This window comes from Ruegeria sp. N7, assembly GCF_056531345.1.
Genome location: NZ_JBQFLR010000032.1, coordinates 1 through 14,619, shown reverse-complemented (window position 1 = coordinate 14,619; position 14,619 = coordinate 1). Strand labels below are relative to the sequence as shown.

The window sequence follows — 14,619 nt, the reverse complement described above, 5'->3', positions numbered from 1 at the left end:
CGGCGAAGACGGCAACGCCGAAGTCGAAGCCCGCGTCCGCGCCCAGGTCGCAGACCTCTGCAACCGCTTCCCCATATACCCGAACCTGTAAACGTTTAAAAAGAAAAGAAAACGGCGCTCTTGAGGCGCCGTTTTTTTTTGTTGTTTGAGCAGTCGCTTCGATAGAGGGGGATCTGGCCACGCGTCAGCTTGGCAGCCGTCTGAAAGTCAAATCAAATCGCGCCACCACAGAAAAACAAGCAACAGCGCTGTCAGAGCCAACAGATTGAAAGCCAGCCCCCCCAGCAATCCAAGGAACCAGCCCCACCTGCGATCCGCAAGATTGATGCTTCCCAGATGATCCTGCACTACGTCCGACGCCCTGACGAGCTTGGGAGTATCCAGAATCAACCGCATCTTCGGGTGCGACGCCATCGCCTCGGACCGGGCAAGCACCATGGCCTGCCGGTACACCCGGCGCGGCAGACGTCGTTTTGCCTTGCGAATGGATGCCTCTAGCGTCTTGTCGCGCACGCCAAGCTTGGCACGCAGCAAGGCCACCGTCTCGGCGATCCGGGTCTGAATGTCTGGGTCCTGAGGCATGGGCTCTCTCCTGCCGCCGCAATCTAGCCTGCAGCACAAAGACCTACAATGGGGCTGGTGATCCGCTGTAGGCACTTGTATCACGCAAGCTATGCTGAACACGATTGTACATGGCGAACCGACCGCCCGCCCACCGCTGGTAATAGCACACGGCCTTTACGGATCTGCTCGGAATTGGGGCGTCATTGCCAAAAGGCTTTCAGACGAACGGCAGGTTGTGGCGGTGGACATGCGCAACCATGCTTACAGCATGTGGGACCCGAGCCACGATTATCCCCATCTGGCACAGGATATCGCCGAAGTCATAGAACAGATCGGCGGCGTGGCGGATGTTCTTGGACATTCCATGGGCGGAAAGGCTGCCATGACCCTGGCCCTGCGGCACAATGGGTTGGTGAACAAGCTGGTGGTCGCCGACATCGCGCCGGTTCAATACGCGCACAGCCAAATCCGGTTCATCGAGGCCATGCGGGCTGTTGATTTTTCGCGCATCACCCGCCGGTCGGATGCGGAAATGCAATTGGCCGATCAAGGTGTTGAGAAAGCGTTGCAAAGCTTTTTCACCCAATCGCTGGATATCAAGGGAAAACGGTGGCTGCTTAATCTGGATGTTCTTGCAGCCGAGATGCCAAAGATCATGGGCTTCCCCAAGTTGGACGCCACATGGAATGGCCCCGCCCTGTTCCTGTCGGGCGCGGCATCGGATTATGTCCTGCCGGAACACCGCCCTGAAATCCGCTCGCTGTTTTCCGGCGCGCGTTTTGCCAAAATACCCGGAGCCGGGCATTGGCTGCACGCCGAAAAACCACGTGAATTCGAAGCAGCGGTTCGGACGTTCCTGAACGCCTGATCAGGTGCCCCGGTACAAGCGCCGGGCCACCATCCACGATGCCGGAGCAGCGATCACCGCCCCGGCAACTGCTGCGCCGACAATTGCGCTGACGGAAACCAATCCCGCAGACAGCACAGCGATTACGGCAGAACCTGAAATGGCAGTGGCGATCAGTGAATACAGCATGGCGGCAAGGCGAAACATGGTCGGGTGTTCCTTATGATGAGTTCCGGCCAAACATGTCTCGATTCGAATGTGTTTTGCATTGATTTGCATCAGATGCGGAAACCTGACGTTTCATGAAACTGTGATTTCGTGACTACCGTTGATCCGATCCGCCAGACCGCCAAGGGTGTGGAGCTTGTGATATCCCAAGTCTTGCGCCGTCAAAGGTACACACCCTCACTTTCACGCTTTTCCCAAAAGGATCAGAACGCGACTTGAGGTAGATGAACCAACGGCCTTAGGCACCTAGGTTATTGCTCGCGAAACGCGCGCGACATGCTGTCCGACACAGGTTTGGCGATATAGGCCGCAAAAGTTCGTTCTTCGGTTTGGATCATAATTTCCGCGGGCATGCCGGGGGTTGGAACAAAGCCGCTGACCCGGTGCAGTTCGTCCGGGGTAAGTGAGATACGCGCCAGATAAACCTCTTTTGGAACGCCTGCCGCCTCTTCAAGCAGCGCGTCGGCTGAGATATAAAAGACTTCTCCGTACAGAACCGGTGTTGTGCGCTGATTGAGCGCGATCAGGCGGACAGAGGCGGTCTGCCCGGTTACCACACTATCAATCTCGGTGCGTGGGATTTGCGCCTCAATAATCAAGGGCGCATCGGCGGGCAGAATTTCGGCAATGGGTTCGCCCGTTTCGATTACGCCACCCGGCGTATGGTAATGCAGGCGAACTACCGTCCCGGTCACAGGCGCCCGCACCACGGCCCGGTCCAGAACATTGCGGGCCTGACGGGATTTTTCGCGCACGCTTTCCAGATCGGCCTCGACCACGCCCAATTCATCCAGTGCAGCCTCGCGATAGGCGGATCGGGTGCGCGTAATCTGTTCCTGGTATTTTAGAAGCATCTGATTGATTTCAGCGGCCTCCGCCTGCAACCGGGCCTGCTGCCCCTCGGCTTCGGCCTGCACACGCCGGATCGTGTTCAATTCGCCCTTTCGAACCAGCCCTTTCTGGAAAAGCTGGTTTTTGGACTCGTACTCTTCCTGCAAGATCTCGGCACGTGTGGCCATGCTTTCCAATTGGGCTTCAAAGCCACTTGCCCGGATTTTCAAAGCCTCCATATTGCGTTCCAAAAGTGCCACATCATTCAACAAGGTCTTGCGCGACACGTCAAAGCTGAGCATTTGACCGTCGAGAATGGCCATGACTTCCACGTCTTTAGAGGCCTCGACCAGATCTGGTGTAAAAACCAGACGATCCCGTTCCCCATATTCCGCCAGCAACCGCTCGGTCATCGCCTGCAAGCGCAGTTTGCGGATGAACAGCTCACGCTCATTGGCCTGGGCCGAGGTCTGATCCAGCGTCATCAGCACCTGACCTGCCTGAACCGATTGCCCTTCGGTGACCTTGATGTCTTCGATGATCCCGCCTTCAAGGTGCTGGACAATCTTGTTGCGCCCAGTGGCGACAAAACTGCCCTGCGCGATGACCGCCGCCGCCAGCGGGGCGCTGAAGGACCACACTCCGAAACCGCCAAAACAGACGACCAGCATGATTATACCGATAACAATGAAGCGGTTGATCGAGCGCGGAACTTCCGCATACCAGACGTCAGGTTCACCGGCAGAGTGCCTTACGGGTACGAGGTCATTCATGGTCAGCCTCCCTGTTGCCCTTCAATTCCGGTCCGTTTGCGCGGCCCGTTGATCTGCTGAAGAACCTGCTCGCGCTGACCGAACAATGCGACGCGCCCATCGGTCAGCAACATGATCTTGTCTACCACATTCAGCAGGGTCGGTTTCTGCGTGATGACGACCACGGTAATCTTGCTTTCGCGCGCCTGTTCAATGGCACGCGCCAAGGCTTTGTCCCCGGCAACGTCAAGGTTCGAGTTCGGCTCGTCCAGCACAACCATTCGTGGGTTCCCAAAAAACGCCCGCGCCAGCGCAATGCGTTGTTTCTGTCCGCCCGATAAAGGCGATCCATCGGAGGCCACCACAGTCTCATATCCCTGCGGCAAGGTTGCGATCATGTTGTGTACATCGGCCAGAACAGCGGCGTCATGGATCTGTTCGTCCGTGGCATCGGCACGCATCCGGCCGATATTGTCCTTGATGGTTCCGGGGAACAGCTGCACATCCTGCGGCAGATAACCTATGCTTTCTCCAAACTGGCGCGGGTCCCAGTTGCGGATATCCATCAGGTCCAGCCGCACACTTCCCGACGTGGGCAGAACGGACCCGACAAGGGTTTTGCCCAAGGTAGTTTTGCCCGCACCTGAATTGCCGATAATGGCCAATGTTTCACCGGGGGTGAGTGAGAAGGTAATCCCGTTCAGAACCACACGTTTGGTTCCACCGGGGACATAGAGCAACCGCTCCACATCCAGCCGGCCTTCGGGGCGCGGCAGGCGCAACTTCTCATGTTGCAGGGCCGAGGTTGACAGCAGCGCCTTGATCCGCCCATAGGCCGCGCGCGTCAACAGGTAACTGTTCCACCCCTCAATCGAACCTTCAATGGGCGCAAAGGCGCGCCCGGCAATGATCGAGGCCGCGATCACCATGCCGCCGGTAATCTCTCCCTGCAGTGCCAGAAATGCGCCCCATCCCAGAATGCCAATCTGAGTCAGCAGACGAACAGCGCGCGAAATCGCTGCGAAGATCACGTTTCGGTCCTGCGCGCGCACCTGCCAGGTCAGGGATTGGGCGGTGTCCCGCCCCCAGATCCGCACCGCCTCGGGGATCATGGCCAAGGCGTTGATGATCTGACTGTTGCGCGACATGGAATCCAGATGCAGGTTCGCCATGGATTGTGCCCTGTTTGCCTCGGCAAACGGTTTGGCTGTCATTTTCTGGTTGATCAGCGCAATCGTCATCAGGATCAGCGCTGTCACCACGACGATCATGCCCAATTGCGGGTGCACGAGAAAGATCATCAGAATGAACAGTGGGGCGAATGGCACGTCCAGAAACGAAATCAAAGTGCCCGAAACCAGAAAACCGCGCAGTTGCTGCAAATCGCCAAGAGTCTGATATTCGCGCCCGTTTCCATGCAACGACGCGTGCGCAGCCGCACTAAGCACAGGTGCACCCAAACGAACGGCAACCTCGACACCGGTTCGCATCAGCGTAAACCGCCGCACCGCATCAAAGGCTGACTGAAAGATCACGGCCCCGGCGACGATTGCCGTCAACATGATCAGCGTATCCAAAGATCGGCTGGTCAGAACCCTGTCACTGATCTGAAACAGGTAGATCGGAATCGACAGGATCAGAATATTGGTCGCGCAGGTCAGCACCAGAACAAATGCAAGGTTACGCCGGATCGCCCGGATCGAATCCCGCAATGTGCGCTGGAAATCCTCGGGCGGGGTGCGCTTGTGAAAGGTTTGGGGTGGCCCGTTCCCGTCACCGCCGCCGGAGTTTGTCCGCAACAGTGGCTGGTTTGCCTTGGCCTCGATCGTCGCGCCCATGTGATCCGCGCCGGACGCGCGCGCAGAGGGGGTCTTGCGCGCTGTCGTTTCGTCCGCGGTTGCATGATCCGGGCCGTCAGCATCAGCCACCCCGTCACCACCGCCCGCAATGTCCTTGTCTTGCACGGGCTGCGGCGGCGCACGCCAATGGGGAGGTTCAGCGCGCGGTTGTTCACATGAGTGTTTCTGGTCTTTGGCCGGTTTCAACGCATCGTTTTCAACCGGCCGGTTTTGATCTGGTTCAGGCACTCGGAACTCCTGCGTCAGATGCAGTCGGGTGGTGGCACCTGTGGCCCGTTTTGCAGGATCTGCCCCTGGTTCGGCCCCCTGACGCTTCAGACCCAACCCGCCTTGCCTGTCCAGCGGGCTGGATAAGGGGTGGCGGCGCGACGAAAAAACAAACGACATGTAGAAACCTTCTGGTCACTCGGTAAAATCTTGGGGGATCAGGCCAGCATGGTTTGCAGGCCGTCGTCAGGTGTTGTTACATCAAGAGCTGGGGTATTCAGTGCCAGGGCCGCATCCGGTTGCGCGACGGTCATGTCACCCATGATGGCCGCAATTGCCTCATTGGTCATCGCGGTAATCTCGTCGTTGTCCGGCATGTCGATCAGGCTGGCCTGATGCAGCAGCAGATCGGAATACGACCCGTCAGCTGCCATGACCGTCGAGTCCACACCCATCTTGGTCAGATGCGCGGTGTTCAGCATGGCGTTGCTGCCCGCGACTACATCGGCCCCGGCAGCATTTGGGCCGGACAGGTCTATATCATCCTGATCCAGCATCATCGTGGCCTGATTGACGATGTTCACCTGTATAAGATCGCCGTCGATCTTAAGGACGCGCAACTGCTCCATCCCGGCGAACATCGGATCATTCAGAAGCGCGTCTTCCAACGCGTCCATGTCCATTTCCGGTATGGCAAGCGCGTCCGCCATATTCTGTTGCATATCCTGGTGAATGTCCTTGCCGATCGTTTTGACCGACGCGTCGTTCATGAGCAGGTTTTCATCACCGTCCATCACCGACGCGGGCACTCCGCCGCTGATGATGTCGTCATCCATAAGGGCCATGGATTGAACCAGCACATCGACTGAAATCATGTTTCCGCCGATCATGATCAGATCGTAATAGCTGCCCAACTGCACGATATCGGCGACATTGTACATTTCGTTGTCGCCCAGCACGTAAAGCGTGGATGTGGCTGAAATTTCGGTCTGAATGTGATCAATATCGGTGGCATCAATACTTTGGTTGATGAAATTCGCGACCACCAGATCGCCGTGAACCCAGTCGACAACAACATATGCGGGCTGGCCGCTTGTTCCGTCGACATCGTCCAGCCAGGCGGCCTCTTTGCCTTCGACTTCGATCACCGAAGACTGAACCAGGTTGGTACCGCTTCCGGCATTCATGGCACCTACGTCCCAGTCGGAAACAAGCGCGACCTGACTGATGACCGTCAGATTGATGGCCTGCCCGCCTACAACAATGTACGGAGCATCCACCCAACCAATAGTCGCAGACACTGCATTGATCGCCAGATTACCACCGGTCACCACCAGATGCCCGTCGTCAAAATCGGAATCCTTGGACTGGTCCCATTCGGCAGGCAACGGCGTTTCCGCTTCATCGCCAGTCGCCTCATCCGGCTGATGGAAAGCGGGCAGCAGGTCGGTCCATTCAGGTGCTTCGGCCATGTGCTCGCCATTGACGATCACGCCCAAGGCATCATCGCCATGGAACTGATACACGGTGACGCCATCCACATCCCCGTTCATCGGATTCAGCATCTGTTCGGCCAGTGCCTCGACCATCTCGATTGACTGGTAGTCCGCGAGTGAAAATGACGGGCTTGCCACGGCATGAAGGGACAACGCCATGTCCAGCATCTGCTCACCTTTCGCGATCAGCGCGTCCGTGTCGCGAAATTCACCCTTGCCCACCGTATCGTTGTCACGCAGGAAAACCTTTTGCATGGTGTAACTTACCGCAGACCCCAACGGCACGTTGTCCGGCTGCAGAATGACGAGTGTGGGAACGGATGATGGTCCAATCGTGTCGTCTGGGACAAAACGCTCGGAAACCGGCCCATCTCCACCAAGGATAATCACCGATTCATGCACAGGCCCCTTCGGCGCGTCTGGTAGCGGCAGGTTAGGTTGAGGTGGGGCAAAATTGTATGGGAGGAGCTTGTACTCGCCCACCGGGATATCAAGGTCGGCCCTGATGTGGATCGCAGCAGGATCGTCCAGCCCGTCAATTTCGGCTTTTCGCCTCAGGGCGGTGAATTCGTCATACTGGTCCCGCAGCCGGGCTTGTTCGATCGTAAGTTCAAATGCTCCAACAAAATGCGCTATTGTTTCCGTAATTGCGTCAAGGGCCATATCGGTCATCCTTTTTCACCCGCACCGGCCAGAATTTCCGCTTTGGGTTCAGTTGGGCCGGGGCCACTGCTCGCGGCCCCGGCATTTTCGAAAATAGCGAGGCCCGATAATGCGGGCCTCGCCTTATGACTTATGCGTCGTTGTCGTCGCTTGCGTAGGACGAGGTCATCGAACCACCGACCATGGTCGTGTCGACCGAGTTGCCAAGCACGTTGGCGCCCATGACGATCGACTGGTTAAAGGCCGAGGTGTCGACAACAGCCGCTGCCGAGGCATAGGACTCGCCGGTCACGATACCATCGCCACCGTTGTTCGAGCCCCAGTTGCCAGCGTTGCCGCCTGCACCACCGTCACCCGAATAGGCACCAGCCGCGCTGCCGCCCGTGATGGTTCCACCCATGGTGTCACCGGACATAGCTGTACCGGTCGAGTATCCGCTGGCTCCGCCATTTGCGGCGGACGCGCCACCGGCACCACCGGCACCCGAGCTGGCCGCACCGGTCGCATCGCCCGAACCGGTCGATGTGGCATCGTTATCGGACATGCCCGAACCACCGTATCCAGCGATTGCTTCAGCCAGGCTGTCGGCGGCTCCGTTTGTATCGGCATCACCGAATACATCCGCCGCTCCGCCATCACCGGCGGTATTCGCCGCATCGGCAGAACCGGCACCGTTGCCCGAAGACGTGGATGTGGGCGTCGTTGTGCCGCCTGCTCCGCCGTCACCGTCTGCTGCAGACGTACCAGAACCTGCTGCGTCCGCTGTGCCGTTGGCCGAATTTGATCCGCCATCACCACCGCTGCCATCCGTGTTCTGCGAATTGCTGGATGCACCGTTCACGTCACCTGGGCTTTGGTTGATGTCGGGGCCGCTTGCGGACTGGTCGCCAACACCCTGCGCATCCGAATCCGCGTCGGCGGTTCCACCGGAACCATCGCCGCCCGAACCGTCACCGCCTGAGCCATCGCCACCAGAGCCATCGCCGCCCGAACCATCGCCACCGGTTCCGTCACCGCCGGTTCCGTCACCGCCTTCGCCCGCTTCGGCATCAACCATGCCTAGCTCTTCCTGCAGGGCCATGATTGCAGCTTCGACCATAGCGGCAAATCCGCCTTCGCCGTCACCGCCGGTACCATCACCGCCTGTGCCGTCGCCACCGGATCCTTCACCACCGGTCCCTTCGCCGCCAGAGCCTTCACCGCCGGTGCCAGGTCCGCCAGTTCCATCAGCCGAGCTGTCCGCACCACTGTCAGCGCTGCCCTCTGCTGCGTTGCTGCCGGCAGTCGCATCATTGGCTTCGGTTGTGCTGTCACTGGAATTCGACGACGAACCGTCTGTCGAAGCGCTGCCGTCACCACCGTCGGAACCTTCGGCGTCTACGTCATTGCCGGCCAGACCAAAGCCCGTGCCGTTCGAGTCGGAATCGCTGTCGCCGCCATCGGCGCTACCCGAGGCATTCGAACCAGACAGACCAAGGCCCAGTCCCAGACCAAACGAATCTGCGCTTCCTCCGTTACCGCCAGTTCCGTCACCGTCAACGCTTGTGCTGCCGTCGTTGTCAGCAGAAGACGAACTGTCAGCGTCGCCGCCGTCTCCGCCGGTGCTGTCACCGTCAGCCCCTGCGCCGGACAGGCCGACACCAATGCTGGCGTTATTTGCGTCACCGGTATCACCGCCTGCGCCGCCACTCGAATCCGCGTCGGCGCTGCCGGTATCGCCACCGGCACCAAACGCATGGCTGCCCAGCGTGGTCGAGTCTGCCGAACCACCATAGCTGGTACCACCGTCGCCCGAATCTCCACCGTTGGACTTGACGCCGATACCTTCTTCAGCATTGGCGGTACCGCCATAGGCACTGCCATTCTGGTAGAAACCGGAATTGTTCGAAACTGACGCCGATTCCAGCGTGTCGTCATCGCTCAGGCTGGCCATCTGACTGTTGACAGCCGCCATCGCGGTCCCGGCACCATCCATTGAGATATCGACATTCATGTCATCGCCAGGATCATAGTTCAGATCACGGCCTGCAGTGATTACGTCGCCAACCGACGCGTTATCTCCGAAGTCCAGATCAACCTGATCGTCATCGCGCGGAATCCATTCTCCGCCACCAAAGTCGATATTGATCGCATTGCTGTTCGAATTGTCGTTGGTGTTATCTCCGGCATTGAGCGTCTGGTCCTGATCCTGACCTTGATCCTGATCCTGGCCCTGATCTTGACCTTGGTCCTGGCCTTGTTCCTGACCCTGATCCTGGCCTTGATTTTGGTCCTGACCCTGATCGTTGGAGTTTTCGACAGTCTGGTCCTGTTGCTGCTGTTGTGCAGTCAGATCAGCTTCGACAAACGCCTCATCAATCGGGATTTCGACATTAACCGGAGCTTCCAGGTTCTCGACATTAATTTCGTCGACGGTCGTTACGTTTGTATTATTCACATTACGTCTCATGACAAATTCCTATTTCTGGAACGCCAGACCGCCATTCATCTAAAAAGCGGCATCAGGCGAGATTGAAACAAAAATATCCGCGCAGCGCATGAACGCGCTGAAAGCGGTCTGTGGAAGTTTCTAAATGGCCACCTCCTTTCCCGGCTAAGCCGAAAGCGCGGCGGATCATGAAGGCTGCTGAAATACGCAATGACCGGCGCGACAGGGACAGGCGCTTCGACAATTGAAGCCCAGCCATGTTCGCAGCGACGCACGCCCACGCCTAGCTAGTCGAAAGTTTTGAAGTAGTTACAGTGTTGTTTTTATTATTTACTTTTAGAATACACCTGAGTTTTCGCTCGCCTGCCCCGCATGACCCACCTACAAAAAATCGCAACAAAATAATTCAATTGTTTCCGCTGGTTGCACAAATATCCAAGCGGAAACCTAACCGAAAGTTCTATGGAACGGGCTCTGGAGGAACTCCTCCTGGTTGTGGAAAACCATGCTTTCGAGTATAATAAAAGTTAATTACCTATTTGATTAGTTAACTATTTTAGACCGCCAGAATTCAAAAAAGAGATTTTTGGTTGACCCTGTTTGCGAGGGAATGTGATGAGTGTGTCATTGATAGAAGAAACTGCCAATCAGGATCTTTATTCAGAAGATTTTTCGGTTGTCTTTATTGGAAAAGAATTATTCTACTCCAATCAGACCCTAAGAAGCGTTCAAACTGAATTCGGGGTTCGTGCCCGGCGGTTCGAAACCCTCGAAGCGATGAACGGCCACACACCCGGTTGCAGCAAGATTATTGTTGTTGACCAGATGATGCTTGAAGACCTGTTGGCGCGACCAATGGCCTATACCAAAAGTACGGGATCCGGCTGTCTTGCCTTTGCCTATCGCAAAGAAGAATCGGCCCGGCATATGTTTGAATCCTGGGATCGCGCGCAGTTCGGCGAAATTGGGTTTCTACCCATGAATGTGGCGCCCGATGCCTGGCGCGCCATCCTCAGGCTGCTGATGCATGAAGAACTGTACTTACCCAGCTTCCTTGCAGATTGCGTCGCCTTTCCTGGCCAGCGCACGCGGGACATCCCAGCCCGTCCAGTGACAAATGTCCCAAATGGTGTCGACCAGCAGTCGCGGTACCTGAAGCTGACGCGTCGCGAGAAGCAGGTCCTGCAACTTGTCTCGCAGGGCAAAAGCAACAAGTTGATCGCGGCCAAACTGGGAATTACGGAACACACGGTCAAACTGCATATGCACAACGTGGTTGGCAAGATCGGCGTCAGCAACCGCACCGCTGCCGCGCATTTCTATTATGAAGTTGCGCCGCACGAGGCGCAGCACTCCGCCGTTGACTGATACGTTCGAAGCCCGGTTCGATCGCCTGATCCTTCTGGTTGGCAGGCTGAACTATATGTGGACCAACACCGAAAGCCTGTTGATCCACCTGATCGCTGGCCTTTCCGGAACGTCGAAAGACGTGGCCGTCATTATCTTCCTGACCCTGAACACAACCCGCGCGCGTATTGATCTGGTCGAACGGCTTGCCAAGATGGAGGGAAGGCCCGCGCAGGTTCGCGACCCGATCCTTGAACGCACGCAACGGCTCAGCAAGCTTTCGGGCATCCGAAACAAGTACAACCACTGCATCTATTCATTCGATCAGGAGAGCGGAAACCCGAAAACGATCCTGATGCGGATTGCTGACCGCAAGACCGACATAAAACTGGGTCGCGCGGATACGGTAGATGATGACGCGCTTCGCGAAATCGAAGCGGTCGTCAACCAGCTTTCAGCCGCGAACCAGGATATCTGGAGGCTGATCCGGGAATTGGGGTATCCGGTATAGGCCGGGTCATGAATAGGACGCCATGACGACGTAGTCTGCGCTTCACTGCATGTGCGGTCCCGAAGACGCGCAACCCGGGTGGTGGAACGTTCCTTTCGAAAGTGCCTGGTGCGGGCGGTGGGACTCGAACCCACACGGGCATACGCCCTTCAGATTTTAAGTCTGATATGTCTACCATTCCATCACGCCCGCACGGCGCGGCCCTTTCGGACAGTGCAACGTCCTTACAAGCACAACGAGATGATAACAATGTGCTTTGACCCGCAGGATTGGGAAAAAATAGACGGCAGCGCTGGTGAAACTCAATTGCACCCAACGGTACCTCCATTGTCTCACTTGGCTTTGGTGCGGTCCGACATATCCACAGGTCCGATGCATCGGATCGACTGAAGGTACTTCTCCAAAGAGCAGGTGCTGTCAGCACCGAACCGTTTTCCGTTCTATCCCAAAAAAGAATTCGTCAGGGCGCTGGCCGAAAAAAACTCCCGGCATCACCACATTATTATCCTCTGGTTATCAAGAACTCGAACTGAGTCTGCCATCAATTTGCATGGCCGATTGGAGCGACAGTATGGTCCGCAGAGTATGATTATGTCTATCGCCCGGGCTCGCAGGCGCTGCGAAAGTCTGGTCTAACGGGCGGAACCCAGCGGAGTTTTGGCATGGCCAATGTCCGGAAAGGGCCTGTGCAAACGCTTCGACTTATTTTGAACGCCTTGGCACAGCGTTACCGCCCTTATTTGCCGCAGCGCGTGCACGGTTTTTCTTGCTGTTGGGCTTACCCTTTGGCGGTGGCGGGCCTTTTGGGCGGCGGTCAAGTTTTTTACTCAGACCACTGCGGTTGTCGTCATCGAGTTTGGGCTTGGCTTCAACTTTGGCCTTTTCAGGGGGCTTGGACACTGTCTTTTTCCGCGCTTTCGCAGGCTGCGGCTCGACAAGTCGGCTCGGTTTGCGTGCAGTCTTTTCCAGACCTTTCTTGCCTTTGGCAGCCCGGTTGAAGCTTGTCTTTGCTGAGTTCGACAAATCGGGGGCTGAATCCAACTGCACAATGTCTTTTGTACCCTCGATCTTCATTTCCGGCCCAATCGCCTCCAAAAAACCGGCGACGCTGCTTTCGCGAATTTCGATATAGGTCTCGTCGTCAACGATACGGATCGCACCGACATCGGATTTTGTGATGTTCCCCGCCTTGCACACCATAGGAAGTAGATATCGCGGAGACGCATTTTCGTTGCGCCCTTCTGACAGCGAAAACCAAACGCTCGGACCAAAAGGTGCGCTTTGCTTTGGCGCTGCTTCCTGAATGTCGTTTAGTTCTTCCGGAGCGGAATGCGCCCTGTTGTATTGACGGACATATGCCGCAGCGAGTTGTTCTGGCGAGAACCTTTCTACCAGTTCGTTGACTGACTGCCGCTCGGTCTTTGTTATTTCAGAGCACCAGTCCTCCGATCCGAACATCCGTTGCTGGTCTTGCGCTTTGACCTCTTCAGCGGAGGGCGCCGCACCCCAATCGGCCGTGAGTTTAGCGAATTTCAACAGCCTTTGGGCTTTTTTGTAAGAAGCCGGTGCAACGATCAGTGTGCTGACACCTTTGCGCCCTGCACGTCCAGTTCGGCCTGAACGGTGCAAAAGCGTTTCATGACTGCTGGGCAGTTCCGCATGGATCACCAGATCCAGATTTGGCAGATCAATTCCGCGCGCCGCGACATCGGTCGCTACACAGACGCGGGCCCGTCCGTCACGCATGGCTTGCAAGGCGTTTGACCGTTCACCTTGGGTCAGTTCTCCGGAAAGAGCTACAACCGAAAACCCGCGGTTGGACAGTCGGGCTGTCAGACGGCTGACCATGGCGCGCGTGTTGCAGAAAACGATGGCGTTAGGAGCCTCGTAGTAGCGTAGCACGTTAATGATAGCATTTTCACCGTCACGTGGAGCCACATTCATCGCACGGTACTCGATATCGGCGTGTTGCGTCCGCTCACTGACAGTACTTACACGCTCGGCATCCCTTTGGTACCGGGCAGCCAAGGTGGCAATGGCGCGCGGTACCGTTGCCGAGAACAATAGTGTCTGGCGGTCTGATTGCGTTTGTTCGAGGATGAATTCCAGATCTTCACGGAATCCAAGGTCGAGCATTTCGTCAGCCTCATCCAACACGACGGCGCGTACGGATGCCAAATTAATCGAGCCGCGCATGATATGATCCCGCAACCGCCCTGGTGTCGCGACCACAATATGTGCCCCTCGGGACAGCGCCCGGCGTTCGTCGCGCATATCCATGCCGCCAACGCATGAGGCAATGAAGGCCCCCGCATCCGCATAGAGCCACCCCAGTTCTCGTTTGACCTGCAGCGCCAACTCTCGCGTCGGCGCAACAACCAACGCCAAAGGCGCGCCTGCCACATCGAAAACCTGCGCATCGCTCAAAATTGTTGGTGCGATGGCCAAGCCGAACGCGATGGTTTTTCCTGATCCGGTCTGCGCCGAAACTAACAAGTCTCGTCCCTGCAAATCCGGTGCGGACACGGCCTCCTGAACAGGGGTCAGCGTGTCATATCCTTTACGCTTCAATGCGATTGCGAGTGTCGGGTTCATGGCTCAGCTCTCCGGAGTGATACGGTCACCCTCAGAGTTTCCGACACACGGGTCATAGTAGAAGCGCAGTCCATACTGCGAGGAGAACCGGATGTATAGATCGGAAAATGCGCCTCCCAATGAGCCTCCCCAACGGAACAGGTCCACACTTATGTTAAGGTGTCTGAAGTCAGCGCCTACCGGACAGATTTAGGGTTTTCTGGACCTGTCCCGTTTTTGTGCCGCCCCAAGTGCTCGTTTAAGCCACTTTCCTTTCGAATGCGACAGGGCTTTTCCAGCCCAATGCTGAGT

10 protein-coding genes and 1 tRNA gene are annotated in these 14,619 nt (G+C 56.9%); 3 read left to right on the top strand and 8 right to left on the bottom strand.

The window, feature by feature from the left end; all coding sequences use genetic code 11:
• Positions 1-207: 207 nt before the first annotated feature.
• Positions 208-582, bottom strand: a complete 375-nt coding sequence (locus ACR0ES_RS19735; protein WP_209507997.1) for a hypothetical protein — start codon at positions 580-582, stop codon at positions 208-210.
• 91 nt (positions 583-673) lie between these two features.
• On the opposite strand from ACR0ES_RS19735, the gene ACR0ES_RS19730 reads away from it, so the two are divergent.
• Positions 674-1,432 (top strand): alpha/beta fold hydrolase, encoded by a 759-nt coding sequence (locus ACR0ES_RS19730; protein ID WP_480473558.1) that lies wholly within the window; start codon positions 674-676, stop codon positions 1,430-1,432.
• Here the strand turns inward: ACR0ES_RS19730 and ACR0ES_RS19725 are convergent, their stop codons facing one another.
• From ACR0ES_RS19725 to ACR0ES_RS19705, 5 genes are all read right to left on the bottom strand, one after another.
• Positions 1,433-1,618 carry a hypothetical protein gene (locus ACR0ES_RS19725; RefSeq protein ID WP_267368020.1) on the bottom strand — a complete coding sequence of 62 codons (186 nt, stop codon included), beginning with the start codon at positions 1,616-1,618 and terminating at the stop codon, positions 1,433-1,435.
• A 272-nt stretch (positions 1,619-1,890) separates the two neighbouring features.
• On the bottom strand, positions 1,891-3,243 hold the full coding sequence (locus ACR0ES_RS19720) for an HlyD family type I secretion periplasmic adaptor subunit (protein WP_480871567.1): 1,353 nt from the start codon (positions 3,241-3,243) through the stop codon (positions 1,891-1,893).
• A 2-nt stretch (positions 3,244-3,245) separates the two neighbouring features.
• Positions 3,246-5,468, bottom strand: coding sequence for a type I secretion system permease/ATPase (locus tag ACR0ES_RS19715; RefSeq protein ID WP_480871566.1), 2,223 nt, complete (start codon positions 5,466-5,468; stop codon positions 3,246-3,248).
• 38 nt (positions 5,469-5,506) lie between these two features.
• The gene (locus ACR0ES_RS19710; RefSeq protein ID WP_480774548.1) at positions 5,507-7,447 is read right to left on the bottom strand and encodes a type I secretion protein; all 1,941 of its coding nucleotides are present in this window, start codon (positions 7,445-7,447) and stop codon (positions 5,507-5,509) included.
• A 130-nt stretch (positions 7,448-7,577) separates the two neighbouring features.
• The gene (locus ACR0ES_RS19705; RefSeq protein WP_480871565.1) at positions 7,578-9,884 is read right to left on the bottom strand and encodes a hypothetical protein; all 2,307 of its coding nucleotides are present in this window, start codon (positions 9,882-9,884) and stop codon (positions 7,578-7,580) included.
• A 606-nt stretch (positions 9,885-10,490) separates the two neighbouring features.
• Between ACR0ES_RS19705 and ACR0ES_RS19700 the strand changes: the two genes are divergently transcribed.
• Complete coding sequence (locus tag ACR0ES_RS19700; RefSeq protein ID WP_480871563.1) at positions 10,491-11,243, top strand: helix-turn-helix transcriptional regulator; 753 nt, start codon at positions 10,491-10,493, stop codon at positions 11,241-11,243.
• On the top strand, positions 11,236-11,733 hold the full coding sequence (locus tag ACR0ES_RS19695; RefSeq protein WP_245220737.1) for a hypothetical protein: 498 nt from the start codon (positions 11,236-11,238) through the stop codon (positions 11,731-11,733). The genes ACR0ES_RS19700 and ACR0ES_RS19695 overlap by 8 nt, the downstream gene beginning before the upstream one ends.
• A 106-nt stretch (positions 11,734-11,839) precedes the next feature.
• Here the strand turns inward: ACR0ES_RS19695 and ACR0ES_RS19690 are convergent.
• Positions 11,840-11,925: transfer RNA gene (locus ACR0ES_RS19690), tRNA-Leu, on the bottom strand.
• 510 nt (positions 11,926-12,435) lie between these two features.
• Positions 12,436-14,328, bottom strand: a complete 1,893-nt coding sequence (locus ACR0ES_RS19685) for a DEAD/DEAH box helicase (protein WP_480871561.1) — start codon at positions 14,326-14,328, stop codon at positions 12,436-12,438.
• Positions 14,329-14,619 lie beyond the last annotated feature (291 nt).